Annotated in this window: 15 protein-coding genes; 1 reads left to right on the forward strand and 14 read right to left on the reverse strand. The window is 53.1% G+C overall.

Annotated elements, in window-relative coordinates:
* Nucleotides 1-164: 164 nt before the first annotated feature.
* The 7 genes from cydC to MKY12_RS31800 form a co-directional block, all read right to left on the reverse strand.
* On the reverse strand, nt 165-1967 hold the full coding sequence (gene cydC, locus MKY12_RS31770) for a thiol reductant ABC exporter subunit CydC (RefSeq protein ID WP_339312173.1): 1803 nt from the start codon (nt 1965-1967) through the stop codon (nt 165-167).
* The gene (gene cydD, locus MKY12_RS31775) at nt 1964-3733 is read right to left on the reverse strand and encodes a thiol reductant ABC exporter subunit CydD (RefSeq protein WP_339312175.1); all 1770 of its coding nucleotides are present in this window, start codon (nt 3731-3733) and stop codon (nt 1964-1966) included. The genes cydC and cydD overlap by 4 nt, the downstream gene beginning before the upstream one ends.
* On the reverse strand, nt 3733-4746 hold the full coding sequence (cydB, locus tag MKY12_RS31780) for a cytochrome d ubiquinol oxidase subunit II (RefSeq protein ID WP_339312177.1): 1014 nt from the start codon (nt 4744-4746) through the stop codon (nt 3733-3735). Before cydB ends, cydD begins: the two co-directional genes overlap by 1 nt.
* Before the next feature lie 3 nt (nt 4747-4749).
* Nucleotides 4750-6138 (reverse strand): cytochrome ubiquinol oxidase subunit I, encoded by a 1389-nt coding sequence (locus tag MKY12_RS31785; RefSeq protein WP_036728017.1) that lies wholly within the window; start codon nt 6136-6138, stop codon nt 4750-4752.
* Between the two features lie 223 nt (nt 6139-6361).
* Nucleotides 6362-6592, reverse strand: a complete 231-nt coding sequence (locus tag MKY12_RS31790) for a cold-shock protein (RefSeq protein ID WP_036699797.1) — start codon at nt 6590-6592, stop codon at nt 6362-6364.
* 91 nt (nt 6593-6683) lie between these two features.
* Complete coding sequence (locus tag MKY12_RS31795; protein ID WP_019914582.1) at nt 6684-6884, reverse strand: cold-shock protein; 201 nt, start codon at nt 6882-6884, stop codon at nt 6684-6686.
* A 394-nt stretch (nt 6885-7278) separates the two neighbouring features.
* Nucleotides 7279-8526, reverse strand: a complete 1248-nt coding sequence (locus MKY12_RS31800; protein WP_036728019.1) for a trypsin-like peptidase domain-containing protein — start codon at nt 8524-8526, stop codon at nt 7279-7281.
* A 356-nt stretch (nt 8527-8882) separates the two neighbouring features.
* Here MKY12_RS31800 and MKY12_RS31805 point away from each other — a divergent pair, with 356 nt between their 5' ends.
* Complete coding sequence (locus tag MKY12_RS31805; protein ID WP_209879260.1) at nt 8883-9089, forward strand: hypothetical protein; 207 nt, start codon at nt 8883-8885, stop codon at nt 9087-9089.
* On the opposite strand, the gene MKY12_RS31810 is transcribed toward MKY12_RS31805, so the two are convergent.
* From MKY12_RS31810 to MKY12_RS31840, 7 genes are all read right to left on the reverse strand, one after another.
* Nucleotides 9058-9864, reverse strand: a complete 807-nt coding sequence (locus MKY12_RS31810) for an MBL fold metallo-hydrolase (protein WP_036699804.1) — start codon at nt 9862-9864, stop codon at nt 9058-9060. The two genes, MKY12_RS31805 and MKY12_RS31810, sit on opposite strands and share 32 nt — an antisense overlap.
* A 16-nt stretch (nt 9865-9880) precedes the next feature.
* Nucleotides 9881-10621 (reverse strand): two-component system regulatory protein YycI, encoded by a 741-nt coding sequence (yycI, locus tag MKY12_RS31815; RefSeq protein WP_036728022.1) that lies wholly within the window; start codon nt 10619-10621, stop codon nt 9881-9883.
* Nucleotides 10622-10669: 48 nt separating this feature from the next.
* A complete protein-coding gene (gene yycH / locus MKY12_RS31820; protein ID WP_339312179.1) occupies nt 10670-11962 on the reverse strand; it encodes a two-component system activity regulator YycH in 1293 nt (430 codons plus the stop codon).
* A complete protein-coding gene (walK, locus tag MKY12_RS31825; RefSeq protein WP_036728025.1) occupies nt 11959-13791 on the reverse strand; it encodes a cell wall metabolism sensor histidine kinase WalK in 1833 nt (610 codons plus the stop codon). The genes yycH and walK overlap by 4 nt, the downstream gene beginning before the upstream one ends.
* Entirely contained in the window at nt 13791-14522 is a 732-nt protein-coding gene (gene yycF / locus MKY12_RS31830) for a response regulator YycF (RefSeq protein WP_036728027.1), read from the reverse strand. The genes walK and yycF overlap by 1 nt, the downstream gene beginning before the upstream one ends.
* Before the next feature lie 171 nt (nt 14523-14693).
* Nucleotides 14694-16244, reverse strand: a complete 1551-nt coding sequence (locus MKY12_RS31835; RefSeq protein ID WP_339312181.1) for a M23 family metallopeptidase — start codon at nt 16242-16244, stop codon at nt 14694-14696.
* Nucleotides 16245-16498: 254 nt separating this feature from the next.
* Complete coding sequence (locus MKY12_RS31840; protein ID WP_339312182.1) at nt 16499-17176, reverse strand: hypothetical protein; 678 nt, start codon at nt 17174-17176, stop codon at nt 16499-16501.
* Nucleotides 17177-17346 lie beyond the last annotated feature (170 nt).

A 17346-nucleotide genomic window follows, 5' to 3' on the forward strand; every position in this document is an offset into this window, starting at 1 on the left:
TTCCTGAACGTCTCCCATCCACAGCTAGGCACTTTTCCCCCATACACCCGGACCACGCCCCTCCGCCGAGACCATTGTATTCGGTTCTCCGCATACATCCGGCCCACATGCTAAAAGAAGCCCTCCTTGTCCACACCAGACAGAAAGAGCTTCTTCCATTCACCTTATTTACTATCCGCCGCATTCATAGCCTGACCCGGGCGGTCCAGCTCATAGAGCTTGCGGTAACGCGGCTGCCGCTCCATCAGCTCGGCATGGGTGCCGCGCATCTCCACTTGGCCGTTCTCCATGAAAATGACCTCGTCCATCTGCTCGGCGCCCACCAGATGATGCGTGACCCAGATCAGCGTCTTGCCGGCCATTGCCTCGAACATCGTGGCCAGCAGCTCGCGCTCCGTGCGCGGGTCGAGGCCAACGGTTGGCTCATCCAGCACAACCACCGGCGTATTCTGCAGCAGAATACGGGCCAAGGCCATTCGCTGGCGCTCTCCGCCGGAGAAGCGCTGCCCCGCCTCGCGTACCGGAGTATCATAGCCCTCCGGCAGCGAAGAGATCAGCGTATCCAGCTTTGCCAGGGCTGCCGCCTGCTGGACCGCTGCCTCCGAAGCCCCCGGGTCCCCGAGCCGGATATTGTTCGCCACCGTGGTGTCGAACAGATGCGGGCTCTGGTTCAGCACCGCGATGAGCTGCGGAATCCGCTCACCGTAAGCCGCAGCATCGATACCGTTAATCGTCACGGAGCCGATGGTGGGCGCAATCACGCCCTGCACCAGCTTGAGCAGTGTCGATTTACCCGCTCCGCTGCGGCCGATCACTGCAACCTTCCGCCCCTGCGGCAGCGCAAGGTCCAATTGCTGAACAGAGAAGTCGTCACCTGCCGCATAGCGGTAGCCCGCCGACTTCAGTTCAATCTGAACCTGTCCGCTGGCCTTAGCCGCCTGCAGCGCAGCGGCAGCCTGAGCTTCCGCTCCGGCACTCCCAGCAGCAGTTCCCGCGCTAAGCGGGGGATCTCCCGCTGCGGCTTCCACGCCCTCCAGCCGCTCCAGTGAATTCCGGTATTGCGGAATTTTCTCCACAGCCTCGGATACGGGCAGGAAGGCATCTGCCACCGGGAAGACCACCAGCACGAACGCCGCAATCAGCGTTCCGGCAATCGCCCCTTCAGCATACTGTCCAGCGGCCCAGTATAACAAAGACAACACGGCCAGGCCAACAACGGCCTGCCCGATGAACATACGCAGCCGTGCCCAGCGCCGCAGCGAACCGTCTATGCGGGCAACCGCCTGCTCGTCCGCTTCATACGTATCGACGAACTGGCTCTGCCGCCCGCTGATAACCCAGTCGCTTAAGCCGAGGACAGCATCGGTCAGCTTTTGATACAGCCGGTTCCGCTCCTGCTTCACCTGACGCTGACGCTTCTGGGTCAACAAGAGGGAAATCAGCGGTAATACGACTACCAGCACCAGCATATAGAGTCCCATAAGTAGAGCAAAGACCACATCGAACGTCCCGAGCGCAATCATTGCCGCTGCATAGATCAATAGCGCGATAATACTCGGAAAGACCGTACGCAGATACACATTCTGTAAATATTCGATATCATCGGCAAGCATACCGAGAATATCCCCGGTACGGAAGCGCGTGGATAAGAACAGTGCCTGCGGCTCCAGCATATGGTACAGCCGGACCCGCATCTTCGACAGAATGCGCAGAATCGTGTCATGTCCCACCAGCCGTTCCACATAGTGGATGACAGCCCGGCTGGTCCCGAAGGTACGCACACCAACAATGGGGACATAGATCATCAGTATATTTTCCGGCGGAATCGAGGCCTTCGAGATCAGGAAGCCTGAGGTGTACATCAGCGAAGACGCCGAGAAGATGGTCAGCGCGCCCAGCAAGATAATTAACACGAACCGCCAGAAGTAGGCAGAATAATAGGGAGCAAACCATCCTTCACGTTTCAATGGATTCCCTCCAATTGACTTTGAATAAGCTCATAATAAGCACCCCTCCGTGCAGTCAGCTCGTCGTGTGTGCCTATTTCAGCCACCCGTCCCTGCTGCATAACGACAATCAGATCCATGTCGATCATCCAATGCAGGCGGTGTGTAGCCAGGAATACCAGCTTGCCTTCGAACAGGGGCAGCATCGTCTCCTTCAGCTCATATTCCGTCTCAATGTCCAGATGGGCCGTCGGCTCATCCAGCAGCATGATCGGGCGGCTGCTCAGCAGAGCGCGGGCCAGAGCCACACGCTGCTCCTGTCCGCCGCTGAGCGAACGGCCGCCGCCGCCGATCATTTCGTTCAATCCCTCCGGCAGCGAGGACACCAGCTTCGATAAACCTGCCGACTCCAGCGCGGCAGCTACCGCTTCCTGCGAAGCCTCAGGATAATAGAACCGGACATTATCAGCCAGAGTGCCGCTGAAGATATACGGGCGCTGCGGAATATAAGCCGTCTGCTTCCGCCACCCCTCATCGGTCAGCGCACTGACCAGGCTTCCATTGATCGTAAGGCTTCCGGAGGTTGGATGAAGGAAGCCGCCCAGAATATCTACAAGCGTAGACTTGCCTGCCCCGCTCTCCCCGATAATACCGATTCTGGCATATCCCCTGAAGTCGAGATTCACCCCTTCGAGCGAGGATACACCGTCAGCTTCATATTGTACGCCCACCGCATGAAGCCGAAGTTCACTATCATTGTTCCACGTGAAAACGCCTCCCGGCAGCTCTCCTCCATCGCCCTTCACCGCTCCCTGCCCACCCGGCTCCAGCAGCTTCGCCTGGACCGTGTCACGGTCAATGATGTCCTTCATCGCTTCACCGGCTTCCTTGCCATCCAGTGTGGCATGGAAGTCTGCACCCACCAAGCGCACCGGCAGGAAATATTCCGGCGCGAGAATCAGGATCGTCAGTCCGGTAACCAGCGTCATCTGCTCATTGACCAGACGCAGACCGAGACTTACCGCTACCGAAGCGACAGACAGCATGGTGAAGAAGTCCAGTGCGAACGATGACAGGAAGGCGACTCGCAGCGTACGCATGGTTGCTGAACGGTAGCGGTCACTGACCTTAGCAATACTCTCACTGTGGCTGCGGCTGCGTCCAAGATATTTCAGCGTCTCCAGACCGCGCAGTGAATCCACGAAGTGATTCGATAAGGTACGGTAGGACTTCAGCTGACGGTCCATCTGCTTGCGGGCCGTCATCCCGATCAGGATCATGAATACAATAATGATCGGCATCGTTAAGGTAAGAATGACACCGCTGGACGTATCCAGGGTGAATACATAGATAAGCAGCAGAGCGGGTGTTACCGCCATACCGACCATCCGCGGAATAATCAGCTCCAGGTATGTGCGGAACTTCGTTACTCCTTCAAGCACTAATGTGACCATATTTCCGGTCCCCCGGTCGCCAGCCAGCCTTGGTCCCAGCTGGAACAGCTTGTCCATCATCTGTCTCCGCATGCTGCTGCCAGTCGCTTCCGCGAAGCGGTACGCCGCCCGGCTCATCAGCATAGCGCAGGCATGACGCACAAGAAACGCAAGAAGGAACAAGAGCGCTCTAGCCCCTTGTTCCTTCAGCGGTTCTCCCGCAAACAGCGCAGAGACAGCTTCTGCCAGCGACTTCGCCAGCAGAAGAATGGAGAAGCTTTGCACCAGGGTCAGGAAGCCAACCAGCAGAAAGACAGGCTTAACTCCTTTGTACCCAAGCAAATTTTTATCCATTAGTATTCAAGATGCTCCTTCTCATGAACCCGTTTGTGGAAGATGAAATAACTCCAGATTTGATAGCCCAGCACGAACGGCAGCAGGGTCAGCGCTACAATCGTCATCACCTTCAGCGAATATTGGCCGGAGGCCGCATTCGTAATCGTCAGGTTGAATGCCTGATCCAGCGAGCTGATCATCACCCGCGGGAACAGTCCGATGAAGATCGATGCAACAGACAGCGCCATCACAGCACCAGTCATCCCGAAGGCATAGCCGTCCTTCTTCTTAGTCATGAAATATCCGGCCAGCAGATAAGCGGCTACAGCGAGAACGACTACAATCCATAGCAACGTTCCGCGTTTATCGAAGATATCCGTCATAGTATATGTCATCACAACGAAGGCTACCAAGAGCACCGCCAGTGGAATCAGCAGCTTCTGGGCCAGCTTACGCGCCCGTTCCTGCAGATCTCCAAGCGTGCGGAGCGTAGTGAACATCAGCCCGTGCACCAGACACAGCAGGACAACCGTAATCCCTGCAACCACTGTATAAGCATTGACGATATCGAAGAATCCGGCATACATCTGCATATCCTTGTCGATCGGCAAGCCCTTGATGAAGCTGGCGAAGACCACGGCGAGCAGGAACGGCGGCAGGAAGCTGCCGAAGAAGATGCAGACATCCCATGTTTTCTGCCAAGCCTTGGAATCGCGCTTGCCTCTGAATTCGAAGGCGACACCACGGGCGATTAGCGCCAGCAGAGCAAATACAAACGGAATATAGAAACCGCTGAACAGCGTAGCATACCAATGCGGGAAGGCCGCGAACATGGCACCGGCACCCGTAATCAGCCATACCTCATTCGCATCCCAGAACGGCCCGATCGAATTGATCAGTATCCGTCGCTCCGTATCATTCTTGGCCAGAATCTGCGTCTCCATCCCTACACCGAAGTCGAAGCCTTCCAGGAAGAAGAACCCGACGAACAGCACCGCAATCAGCAGAAACCATAATTCATTAAGTGACATAGGTTAGCCCTCCTTGTTATACGGATCGTGGGATTCACCGTGTTCGTTATCCATAGCATAAGGACCTTTTTTGATCACTTTGACGAACAGGCCGACTAGCACTGCACCCAATATGGCATAGATCGCGGTAAAAGAAATCACCGAGAACAGTACCTGTCCGCTGGTAATATTAGGTGATACACTGTCTTCTGTAGTCATAAGTCCGAATACAGTCCATGGCTGACGCCCGATCTCTGTCATAATCCAGCCGGCCGTGTTGGCAATCGGCGGAAGCAGCAGTCCCCAGAACATGAAGCGCATGAACCAGGTATTGGGTCTGTCCATCTTTTTACGCCACATGAGGTAGATCGCGTATACCCCAAACAGTATCATCAGCGAGCCTGCAGCCACCATGATCCGGAAGCTCCAGAAGGTTGTTTTGACCGGCGGAATATAATCTCCTGGCCCATAGGCCACTTCATACTCCTGCTGCAGCTCCAGCATCCCCTTCACTTCACCGGAGAATTTACTGTAGGACAGGAAGCTCAGCAGATACGGAACCTGAACTTCATTGCTGTTGGTCTGGTTCTTCACATCGATATTGGCAAACACCGTCCAAGGTGCCGGGTCGCCGCTCTCGCCCCACAGCGCTTCGGATGCGGCCATCTTCATTGGCTGTGTCTCTACCAGATATTGAGCCTGTGCATGTCCTGCAACCGCAACGCCGAAGGAAGAGATAACCCCTACAATTGCTGCAATCTCGAATGATTTTCGGAAAAAGGCAACGTCCTGCTTCTTAAGCAATTTGTATGCACTGATCCCTGTTACCAGGAAGGCGCCTGTAGCGTAAGCGGCAAGGACTGTATGCGGAAATTCCACCAGCAGCTGGCCGTTTGTAATCAGTGCGAAGATGTCATTCATCTCAGCACGGCCATTGTTCATCTGGAAGCCGACCGGATGCTGCATGAACGAGTTAGCCAGCAGAATCCAGAATGCCGACAGCATCGTTCCGAAGGCGACCAGCCAGATGGATAACAGATGAATCCGCTTGGATACCTTATCCCAGCCGAAGATCCAGATTCCGATGAACGTGGACTCCAGGAAGAAGGCCAACAAGGCTTCAATCGCAAGCGGAGCCCCGAACACATCACCGACGAAGCGCGAATAATCCGACCAGTTCATCCCGAACTGGAACTCCTGCAAGATCCCTGTTACTACACCTACTGCGAAGTTAATCAGGAATAGCTTCCCCCAGAATTGCGCCATTCTTTTGTACTCTTCATTGCCCTTTCTTACGTACATGGTCTCCATAATGGCAATTATGAGCGCAAGTCCGATCGATACTGGCACAAAGAAATAATGAAAAATTGTCGTCGACGCAAATTGTATACGCGACAGCAGTACTGTATCCATATTTCTCCCCTTCCTTCTCCCCATTTCGTTATGTCTATTTTGTCAAATTCCCATCACTCAAAGTGTGATAATTATCACATTATACGCCCCGTTTAGGCATAAAAAACAATAAATTTGTGACAAATATCACAATTTTGCATTTAAAAGCAAAAAAAATAAGACGGTTTCACCGTCTTGAAGGTGTCCTGCATATATAGTTGTCTTGACTCATAAAGGTATTGGTCTAGGTAATGGAAATACCTTTCTTAAGCGATTTGAGATCGCCATTTGAATTAAGCAATTGCGGCAGCATCTTCATGCTACGAACCATTGGGGAATGACAGAGACGGCAGGAAGGCGCATGTTCAAATGCGAAATTATCCCTCATCCATCCATTGCAATCCTCGTTGGTACAGGCCCAAATTGCGGTATTTTCTTCCGGTACTTCCTCCAAAGGCTTTTTCCGGTAGTTCATTGCCGTTCCTCCCTTCCTTTATGTTGCAAGCAAGTGATGATAAAAAAAGACCGTCCCAACTTTCACAAGCGGGGACGGTACCTTCTATTAATTACAGTTTTACAACGTTTTCGGCTTGTGGTCCGCGGTTGCCTTGAACAACGTTGAATTCAACGCGTTGGCCTTCGTCCAAAGTTTTGAAGCCGTCGCCAGTGATTGCGCTGAAGTGAACGAATACGTCGCTTCCGCCTTCAACTTCGATGAAACCGAATCCTTTTTCTGCGTTGAACCATTTAACTGTACCTGTTTGCATGTGTGTTACCTCCACAAATTTAAATTAATATGTTCTTTTTATCTTCAGACAAAGAAAAAATTCACACATTGAGAAAGGTTGTAGCTTTGGTTGACAGCCCTTTTCAATGCGAGAATAAGGTATCAATGTAAGAACAATTTCATGTTACCACACCTTAATAACAAAGGCAAGCTGTTCTATCCTAATTCCTCCGTTTTTTCCCTTATAAGGACTACTTCCCAATGTAAGGGCTACCAGTCAGAATAAATTGTAATATTTATACCCATTGCTACCAATTACCCCATTTATTTATTCTTGAAACAGCCCCGCCCTCTTCTTTTTTTCCTGAAAAGGACGGCTTGAACTGTTTCCGTAATCGTGACTGCCTCATTATTATATACGGTCATTTCCAATTTTATTCCTCTGGCTTCTCAAGAAGCTGGACTGTGGTCTGCTTCACTTCACCATTGCGGTAGAAGGTAATCTTCAGCTTATCGCCGATCTTGGTATGATCGTACAGATATTTGCGCAGCGACAGCGTGGAGGTAATCGGCTTATCGTTGAACTTGGTAATCACATCGTTAAGCTGCAGACCCGCTTCCTTCGCCGGTCCCACAGCATCCAGAACCACAACCCCATCGGTCACTAGAGACGGAAGATTGAGCTCCTTACGCTGGTCATCGGCCAGCGGTACATAAGGATTATTCAGATCCACTGAATAGACGCCCAGGTATGACCGGGCTATCCGGCCTTTGGAGGTAAGCTCATTGGCTGTATCCACCACATGATTGGAGGGAATCGCAAAGCCCAGTCCCTCTACCCCCGTATCGGAGATCTTCATCGTATTGATACCAATCACCTTGCCGTCCAGATCCACTAGTGCGCCCCCGCTGTTGCCCTCGTTAATGGCCGCATCCGTCTGGATCACTTCCTGCTCCCAATCGTACACGCCGTCCTGGTTCAGTGACACCGGTATCGTCCGCTCTGTGTAGCTGACAATACCGGAAGTCAGTGTATCTCCAAGCCCCAGCGGGTTGCCGATGGCAATGACAGTCTCACCCAGACGCAGCTTGGAGGAATCCCCGATCTCAGCAATCCGGTCGATTCCCTTGCCGTCAATGGAGAGCACAGCAATATCGCTCACCTTGTCGGCACCTACCAGCTCCGCCTTGTGTGTCACGCCGTCTACTGTAACCACTTCCAGCTTACCGGCACCCTCAATGACATGATTATTCGTAATGATAAATGCCTTATTGTCATCCTTCTTATAGATAACTCCCGAGCCTAGCGCGGATTCATCGAGAATATTAAGTTCCTTATTATCTTGTTTATGATTAATGATGCTCACTACCGCAGGGCGGATATGTGCAGCAGCCTGAATAATCCGGTCATACGGATCTGCGCTGCTCGCAGCCACCTTATCAATAACCACCGGAGCCTGAGCTCTCTCAGCGGCGAACTGTCCCGTTACCAGACTGAACAGCAGCACAGCCGCTACAGCACTGCAGACAGAGCTGATCAGCGAGATCTGCCAGGTTGCCAGCGACCGCTTCGATTTGCGGACAGCCCACTTGCCGTCAGCATATCCGCCGGTTGATTTCGATTTGCCGCTTTTGCGCCGTGACACCTTGGTTGAATAGAAATCATCATCAAATAATCCCATGTTACACTCTCTCCCCTCTATTGCCACCGCATTCACGACCTGAACGCCAAGCAACCACGCCCGAGCTTAACCGCTATATCTCTTAGACTTCACGAAGTACTAAAAGGTTTCACTTGATTTATTCACCACATTCCAGTGGGTTCTAAGCGCAAGGGATGTCTATTATTCTAATAAGCTACTAAAAAGTTTAACAGCTTGTATCCGGAATATTTTGCAACTTAAAAGACTACAATAGGATTAGAACGCTCTATATGATTGTATCACAGGCAGCCGCGCTGCCCACATGTTTTCTATGTTAAATAAATGTAAATTATTCACAGCTTCATTACTATCCATTTCACAAGGAGGGCCGGACTATGGAGTCTTTTTCAACAAGTAAGGATCTGGTGCAATTCATTGGCAAGCTGGGGGACCTGAAGGATGAGCATTATCAGCTGATTCTTGTCCAGCATGCAATGATTGAGCTGTTAATTGATAAAGGGCTATTCTCCCGCCAGGAGCTGGAGCACAAGATTACCGAGGTTGACCGTCTTATGACTGGCTCACCTTATCCCATGGCGTAGGCCGGTCATAGTAGGTGTCGCAGAGCCTGAACTCACTGTCTTTGTAAAAGCAGCCCCGGTCTTCCATCGCCCCGCGCACGGACATCTTCGCCAGATCCATCATATTATGGTCTCTGCTCAGATGTGCCAGATAGGCGCGCTTGGTCCGCCCGCTCAGAATCTCGCTGAGCGCTGCGCCTGCCGCCTCATTGGACAGATGCCCCAGATCGCCGAGAATCCGCCGCTTCGTATTCCAGGGATAACGCCCCATCCGCAGCATTTCGATATCATGATTCGACTCCAGCACCAGTACATCGGCATCCGATATGGCCGTTCTCACCTTGTCGCTGACATACCCGAGGTCTGTCGCAACACACAGCTTCTCCTTGCCGTCATAGAAATTGTAAGCTACCGGCTCTGCGGCATCGTGGGAGATGGCGAAGGATTCCACCCGCATACTGCCGAAATCCCGGTGCTGCCCGGTCTCCATAATGACCCGGTTATGCTCCTCAATCTTGCCAATCCCCTTCTCAATCGCTCCCCAGGTGTTCGAATTCGCATAGATCGGAAGATTATATTTGCGGGCCATCGCGCCTAGCCCCTTAATATGATCCGAATGCTCGTGGGTCACAAGAATTCCGTCCAGCTCTGCTCCCGTCAGTTCGCGCATGGCCAGCAGCTCGTCAATCCGCTTCGCGCTCAGACCCGCGTCAATCATAAGTGTAGTCTCGCCGTTACGCACCACTGTCACATTCCCGGTAGAACCGCTGGACAGTACTGTAAATGAAATCCCCATATCTCTCCTGCTCCTTCTACTCTGTTGTCTTCGGACTGATAATGTCCGCGCTGATCGCATCCATATAATAAGCGCTGCCGTCCTCCAGCATGAACCGCCACATCGGCGAAGCCACCTGGCTCTCGGAGTTGAACAGCTCGCCATAATAGCCCAGCTCAATCTCCTTCACTGCGGCATCCGCAGGAAAATACTTCTCGATCAGACTGCTAAGCGCCTGCGATGCCGGGAGCACCTTCTGCAAATCCTCGCTCCGGCTTGCCCCGATCTCAATCTTCGGCCAGCGGTAGGCCACAATCTTCTGGTCACTGTTAATCAGCTCCAGCCGCACTCTGAAGAGAGACCACTTGTTATCCACCAGCGGATGCAGGACGAACTTGCCGACCTCACTCTCCTGTGAATCGAACCGGTAATTGGCAATGTCGGGAATCTGGCTCTTCAGCAGATTGCTCAGCTCCGAGAACGAGGAGTACATCAGCTTGCTGTCGATCGGCTCCTTAAGCTTCACAGGCAGTTCATTCTGCTCTTCGGCCGAATAACGGTACGTGATATCAGGCAGCTGCGGAGTAGCAGCCGGAATCGGGCATAGCAGCCGGATGTTCTTCTCCTCCATCACCGCCTGAGTCTCTGCGGACAGGGAAGTGAAGTCAAGTCCCGCACTGACCTGATCGCGCACATCGATCCATAGCTGATAGCACAGCAGCAGATTCAGCACCAGAAAGGCATATATCAATACACTCTTGGCCCTTCCCCAGTCCATAACGTCCCTCCTCGAATCGGTATTCTGTCCGCTTGGCTTAACTCCGCCCTAATTCAATGTAAGCTCACTGCCATCGCTAAGCGTAACCCGCCAGACGGGATGAAGCTGCAGCTTCTCCCCGGCCAGCGCAGGCATATAAGCAGGCGTAAGCTCAATAATCCGCAAGGAGCTGCCGATCTGCGCCAGCCGCTGCTTCAGCAGTTCGCCGCCGGGCAGCTCGACAATGGTCTTCTCAGACTTGTCCTCATTCGTATACATCAGGGAGCGCTCATAGGAAGAGACCGTTCCCTGCTGGAGCTCCAGATGGATTACCCCATACTGAAGCTGCGGGTTGCTCATAATTGGATAGGAGCCGGACGGATAAGCGCCATAATATTGCTGAAAAGAAACCTTGCGGTCCTGCCGGCCCTCCTCCGTAGCAGCCAGCCTGTAGGTTCCGTTCCAGCCACCGTGCCGGTTCACGAAATCCACCGCCTCCAGCGCATCTTTTGCCGGTGTACTGTCGCCATCCGGAAGTGCAGCCGGGTCGCTATAGCTCATCCAGTTCTGTTCCTGGTCTACCTGCAGGCTGCGCTTGCTGTCCGTATAAATCTTGGAGCCATCCTTCTCCGGAATGTATCTGGTGCTGCCCGCATCGAAGAACAGATTGCTCTGCATTTGCTCAATGGTATACATACCCGCAGGCATCACAACTTTAACCAGCGGAACATCCGCCTCAGGAACATAATACTCACCGTTCACGGATGTATACAAAGTCAGATTCTTGCCGAAGTCCACATGCTGCTGCACATCCTGGACCGTAAGGTCCGCCTTGGCCGCCTCGTACACAATATCCCCGCGTGTGCTGAAGAAGATGGCATGGGCTTTGGAGTCATTTTTGATATTATAGATCCAGATCCGGTCAATGCTCTCCCCCTCGAACAGCGAATCCGGTGAGATCTGCATGACCCGCTGTAGCAGCGTTACCGGAATGCCTGCCCCGAACGACAGCTCAATGCCCGGATTCTCGCTGCGGATCTTGTCCCAGTCGAAGTCCTGTACGGACCGCCGCTGGAAGCTCTCGAAGCTGCGGCCCTTCAGGCGGTTCATAATCAGATTATAGAAGGTGGAGCTGGGGTAGAACAGCGTATGCTTGTCCCCGCCCATATGAATAATCATTTTATCGGGGTAGAGCAGGTTCTCCACCTTCTCCTCCGGCCCCATATTATCCGTCTTCACATATAAGGTCTTCGACAACACTGCCGAATCACTGCCGGGCAGCCTGTAGATCAGGTAATAGCTCTCCACGAGACTTCCGAGTATAAGCAGGACCAGCATCCATGACTTGATTCTCTCCTTCACGCCTCACTCCCCCTTTGCTTCATCAAAGGCAGTGTGAACGTGACCAGCGAGCCCTCATTCAGCTCCGATTGCAGGGAGATGGAGCCGCCGTGGGCTTTGACAATTTCCCGGGCAATGGACAGCCCCAGACCTGTTCCGCCCATGTTCCGCGAGCGTGCCTTATCCACCCGGTAGAAGCGTTCAAAGATGCGCTCAATATCCTTCTTCGGAATCCCTATACCGGAGTCGCGGACAGACACAGCCAGCATGCCGTCCTCGCTCTTATGCGCCTCCAGCTGGATCGTCCCGCCCTCCGGCGTATACTTGAGGGCATTGGAAACCAGATTGCCCAGCACCTGATCAATCTGGTCGCGGTCCAGCCAGGCTGTAGCGACATCCTTACGCACCCTGGTGCTGATGTGAATCCGCTTCTGGCGGATCTGGAAGGAGAAGCGGTCCGCCACATCCTCCAGCATCTCGGTGATATCCGTCTGCTGAATACGCAGGCTGGATTCCTTGGAATCCAGCCGCGACAGATGCAGCAGATCCGTAACCAGCCGGATCATGCGCTCCGTCTCATTGCGGATAACGCCGACGAACCGCACGGCGAGCTGCGGATCTTCAAGTGCGCCGTCATCCAGCGCCTCCGCATAGCTCTTGATCGTCGTAAGCGGCGTCCGCAGCTCATGCGACACATTCGCCACGAACTCCCGGCGGGACTCCTCCAGATTCTCCTGCTCCGTAACATCCTGCAGCACCGCAATCGTCCCGGCGATCCGTCCGCCTTCGCGGCGGTGAATCGGGGTGAAGGTCACCCGCACAATATTGGGATCCTCGCCGACCATAGGAGACAGATGGAGCATAGCAGACTGGGGAACGCCCTGGGTCACCGAGACAGACTGCTCAGGCTCCAGACCCAACAGCCCGCCAAGCGAGGCTCCTGCCGGAAGCGGTCCTTCCGCGCCCAGCATCAGGGCAGCGCGTGTATTCATTAGAATCACCGCGCCGCTCTCGTCTGTGGCTACGACACCGTCACTCATATTGGCGAGAATGGACGACAGCTTCTCCTTCTCCTCTTCGTTCTGTAGCAGCGCCTCGCGCAGCCGGTCCGTCATATAGTTGAAGGCTTGGCTCAGCTGGCCAATCTCATCATTGCCGAACACAGGTACCTTCCGGTTGAAGCGCCCTTCGGCCACAGCCGTGGCATGCTTGGTCATCTCCTTAATCGGATGTGTGATCGTATGGGCCAGAATGACACCCAGTACGGCTGTCAACGCCAGCGCCAGCAGCAACCCCGAGAGGAACACACTGTTAATCCGGCTCATAGTGGCATATAAGTCTTTCATATCGGCAGCTATATAGATGGCGCCTACCACCTTATCACCGGAAATTACCGGCTTCGCCACTACCTTCTTGCGCACATTATCATCAGCGATGATATATTCCTCATTATCGCTGATCCCCTGCAAGGCGCGGCTGACCACGGTCTGCGTGTTCCGCTGGCCGACATAGTCATTCTGCGAAGGGATTGAGGTGGTAATAATCTTGCCGCTCGCATCCAGCACCTGAATTTCTGCACCATTGATATACAGATTGTTCACCATGCCGCGCAGGCTCTCTACCGCCGATTCCTCATCGGCTGTTCCCGTCTCACTGCCGAATTTGTCAGCGGTGAGGATCGAGAGCATCTCGGCCCGGGCCTTCAGGTCCTTGGTGAAGTTATCCGTCAGCGAGTTCTTCATCGAGCTGACAAAGTATACGCCGATCAGCTGCATCGCAATCAGAATCAGCAGCACGTAGATTACGATAAGCCTGGCCTGAATCGTCCGGAAAAAGGACAGTGCCTTCATTACAACCCTCCGTTTTTGGGGCTATGCATCAAATAACCGAGTCCGCGCCGGGTATGAATATACTCCGGCTTGCTGGGATTCTCCTCAATTTTTTCTCTGAGCCGGCGGATGGTCACATCCACCGTACGCACATCGCCGAAATATTCGAAGCCCCACACAGCCTGCAGCAGATGCTCCCGGGTCATTACCTTGCCCGCATGGCGGATCATATAATAGAGCAGCTCATATTCACGATGTGTCAGATCCAGCGGCTCACTATCCTTGTAGACCATGTACATATCCGTATCAATAAATAATCCGAAATGATAGACCCCCTGCTTGCTCTCCACTGTCTCACTCGGCGCTTCCGACGGGGACGGCTTATGCTGGCGCCGCATTTGAGCCTTAACCCTGGCCAGCAGCTCACGGGTACTGAACGGCTTGGTCACATAATCATCCGCACCAAGCTCCAGACCCAGCACTTTATCAATCTCCCCATCCTTGGCGGTAAGCATAATGATAGGAATATCCAAATGGGCAGAGCGCACCTCACGGCAAACATCCATTCCGTCCTTGCCGGGCAGCATGAGATCCAGCAGCATCAGATCGGGGCGTTTGGACAGAGCCAGCTCCACCGCACTGTTGCCGTCGAAGGCGCAGATGACCTCGTAGCCCTCTTTTTCCAGATTGAATTTCAATATATCAGCAATAGGTTGTTCATCATCCACTACAAGAATCGTTCCCATTTGCATATGCTCAGCTTCACCTTTCTAACGATACTCGAAACCCTGATTCCTTTATTTTAACATACCTGCCTTAGCGTCACATCTATATAAGATGCCAGTTCAAAGAGAAATAAAAGCCGCCCGAAATGATCCGGACGGCAGAGAAGAATTATAGAATGGTGGTCTAGCTCTTATCCATTACTTCAGGTATTTCATTGGATTGATGGCCGTCCCGTTCTTGCGGATCTCGAAATGCAGATGCGTCCCCGTCGAGCGCCCGGTGCTGCCCATGATTCCGATGGGGCTGCCCTGTCCCAGCTTCTGTCCGGTAGAGACCGAAATACTGCTTAAATGCCCATAGTACGTAACGTATCCGTTATTATGGTTAACGATCACCACATTGCCGTACCCGTTCTGCACACCGGCGAAGCTGACCGTCCCAGCGTCCGCAGCCTTGATCGTGCGGTTGCCCGATACCAGATCGACTCCCTTGTGTGTGCGTCCCCAACGCTCGCCGTAGCTGCTGGAGATCATCGCTCCGCTAACCGGCCAGGCGAACATTCCTGTTCCTTCACCTACAACCTTGGTGCCGGAATAGACCACTTCAGGCAGAGAAGCCTTCACTACGCTCTGACCCAGCCACTCCTCCTGGACCACCTGTCCGTTCTCTTTGGTCAGTCTGTACTTCATCGTTTTGAGCCCGGTTTGTCCGGGACGGACTACCTTCCGCTTGCCTGCCGGCAGCTGGTCACTCTTGCGGATAATAACCTCAGGCTCCGTGACCACCTCTTCAGTTACCTGTTCTACGGTCACTACCGTAAGATCAGGCTGCGGCACCGTTAGCTGCAATTCATCCCCAATCTGCAGACTAAGCTCCTTCACCTCAGGATTATTGCGGAAAATCTCCGCCTGGGTAATGTTAAACCGGGAAGCAATAGCAGAGACTGTGTCGCCTTCCTGAACCGCATAGCGCAGCGGCGCCTCCCTGCCTTCGGTCAGCACCTTCACTGCCTCTTCTACACTAAGCACCTTATTGGGATCGGCCTTCACCGGAACAATGTTAACTTCCTCCCGGATCTTGACTGACTCCACCTGATCATTGGCGGCTGAACCAGCCGCTCCCGCCTTGGCCGCTGTCTTCTTCAGCTTCGCACCCGGAGCTGCCGCCTTCTGCGGAGCGTAATGCGACTTAACGGCCTGAAGCACCGCCGCCGCCGTCTCCTGATCCTTCACAATCCCGAGTGGTTCCCCATCCACAGCCAGTTGTACGCCTACGGCATAAGCCTTGAGCATACCATCCAGCTTGTCCAGTGTAGCCTCGCTGTTAATCTCCGGCTTGTAAGCCTGCTGGGCCTCGGTCGTAATACCGCCGGTCTGTAGGACCATCACAGAGTCAGGATACTTGAGCTGATATTCCCGTCTCTTCTCCTCGAACAGCTTGTTCAAATCCGCCTGCTGGTTCAGCGCTCCAATCTCCTCACCGTTCACCAGCACTTTGTAATAGGTTACTGTATTCGCTGCTACCTGCTTCTTCTGTGCCCCCACCAGGAAGGTGGTCAGCAGAACCAGACCGGCAGAAGCCAGTATCCATGAACGCCGGCGGCGGGATTTCATCTCCGGCTGAAAGACACGGGATTCACCCGAAGTCATTGCATCCTTACCTTGTTCACCTGCTGCACCAGATCCTGCGGATGCTTCTGCACGGTTCCGCAGGTTCCCCATCCGGCGTATAAACTTAAATCCTTTCATGAAACTCTCCCTTTCGGCTGTAAAAACAAGAATGTATATGCTTCGCGCATCCGATTTGCATGAGTACGAATATGACTGTATGACGCATACGAAAAAGGTTACAAAATATTAACCCTTATTAGTCCTTTTTTACTGTACCATAGCCTGAAGAAAAATTTCAACTTTGCTCCCATAGCAAAACCCGCCAATTTCGCGGGTTTATTCCCAAAATATGCGTTTTAAACGGCGAATTCGTGTCCAAAAAATGACAATTTTTAATTCTGATTCGTCCCTCCGCTATCTGGTGTAAGCATTTTCATCAGCGCCTTATATTCATCCTCATCTACGTACTTCGCAATGATACCCTGCAGTTCCGTTACTTCGCTCTCTGTCAAGCCGCCCTCCAGGGCAGCAGAGATCTTGATCATCTCCTCCTGGGGAAGCTTATTCATCAGAATATTGAAGATATTGGATTTCGCATTAGCAGGCAGGTTCTCCTTTAGATCATTCATAGCCTCCGGCGTCATCACCAGATTCTGGTCCAGCCCCTGCTCACTCTGTTCTTCTCCCGAAGCGGCTTGTCCCATCACAGGCAGTGCATTATCGGGCACCGTCTCGTCTACCGATTTCTCTTGAAGATTCCCGGCTTTTCCGCCACTGCTGTCCTTCTTCTCTACCTCCGTCTTGCTTGAATCAGCCTCCTTAGTGGAGTTTTTAGTCTCGTTTGAGGCCGCTTTGGAATTCTCCTTGGGGGCAGCCCCGCTGCCGCCCATACCGGTCAGACTCTTCACGAAGCCGCCGATTCCCGGCCCCGGCCCGTCCAGCTTGATATCGAAGCTGGCCAGCACCGACTGGATATACGTATTCACCACATAGGCCGTTGTCAGCATGGACAGGCCGCTCGCCAGCACCACAATCAGGCAGATGCTCAGCGCACGCTTCACTATTTTCACCAACATCACTCCCTTACACCCTGCTCTATTCAATCTCAGAAGAATCGGTTCGCTATGCTCCCATTCTCACAGTATTGACTAGAACAACGTCCGGGAAACGTCCCCGAAGCACATTAAAGCTGATTACCTGCTGAACAATAATCCTGACAAAACAAAAACAGGAGCCTCAC

The organism is Paenibacillus sp. FSL M7-0896, from assembly GCF_037975415.1.
Classification (GTDB): Bacteria; Bacillota; Bacilli; order Paenibacillales; family Paenibacillaceae; genus Paenibacillus_AQ; species Paenibacillus_AQ silagei.

What these genes read in the sequence shown, in the direction of transcription:
- cydD (WP_339312175.1), bottom strand. Translation starts at nt 3,733, where the DNA reads ATGGATAAAAATTTGCTTGGGTACAAAGGAGTTAAGCCTGTCTTTCTG.
- cydB (WP_339312177.1), bottom strand. Translation starts at nt 4,746, where the DNA reads ATGTCACTTAATGAATTATGGTTTCTGCTGATTGCGGTGCTGTTCGTC.
- MKY12_RS31785 (WP_036728017.1), bottom strand. Translation starts at nt 6,138, where the DNA reads ATGGATACAGTACTGCTGTCGCGTATACAATTTGCGTCGACGACAATT.
- MKY12_RS31790 (WP_036699797.1), bottom strand. Translation starts at nt 6,592, where the DNA reads ATGAACTACCGGAAAAAGCCTTTGGAGGAAGTACCGGAAGAAAATACC.
- MKY12_RS31795 (WP_019914582.1), bottom strand. Translation starts at nt 6,884, where the DNA reads ATGCAAACAGGTACAGTTAAATGGTTCAACGCAGAAAAAGGATTCGGT.
- MKY12_RS31800 (WP_036728019.1), bottom strand. Translation starts at nt 8,526, where the DNA reads ATGGGATTATTTGATGATGATTTCTATTCAACCAAGGTGTCACGGCGC.
- MKY12_RS31805 (WP_209879260.1), top strand. Translation starts at nt 8,883, where the DNA reads ATGGAGTCTTTTTCAACAAGTAAGGATCTGGTGCAATTCATTGGCAAG.
- MKY12_RS31810 (WP_036699804.1), bottom strand. Translation starts at nt 9,864, where the DNA reads ATGGGGATTTCATTTACAGTACTGTCCAGCGGTTCTACCGGGAATGTG.
- yycI (WP_036728022.1), bottom strand. Translation starts at nt 10,621, where the DNA reads ATGGACTGGGGAAGGGCCAAGAGTGTATTGATATATGCCTTTCTGGTG.
- walK (WP_036728025.1), bottom strand. Translation starts at nt 13,791, where the DNA reads ATGAAGGCACTGTCCTTTTTCCGGACGATTCAGGCCAGGCTTATCGTA.
- yycF (WP_036728027.1), bottom strand. Translation starts at nt 14,522, where the DNA reads ATGCAAATGGGAACGATTCTTGTAGTGGATGATGAACAACCTATTGCT.
- MKY12_RS31835 (WP_339312181.1), bottom strand. Translation starts at nt 16,244, where the DNA reads ATGAAAGGATTTAAGTTTATACGCCGGATGGGGAACCTGCGGAACCGT.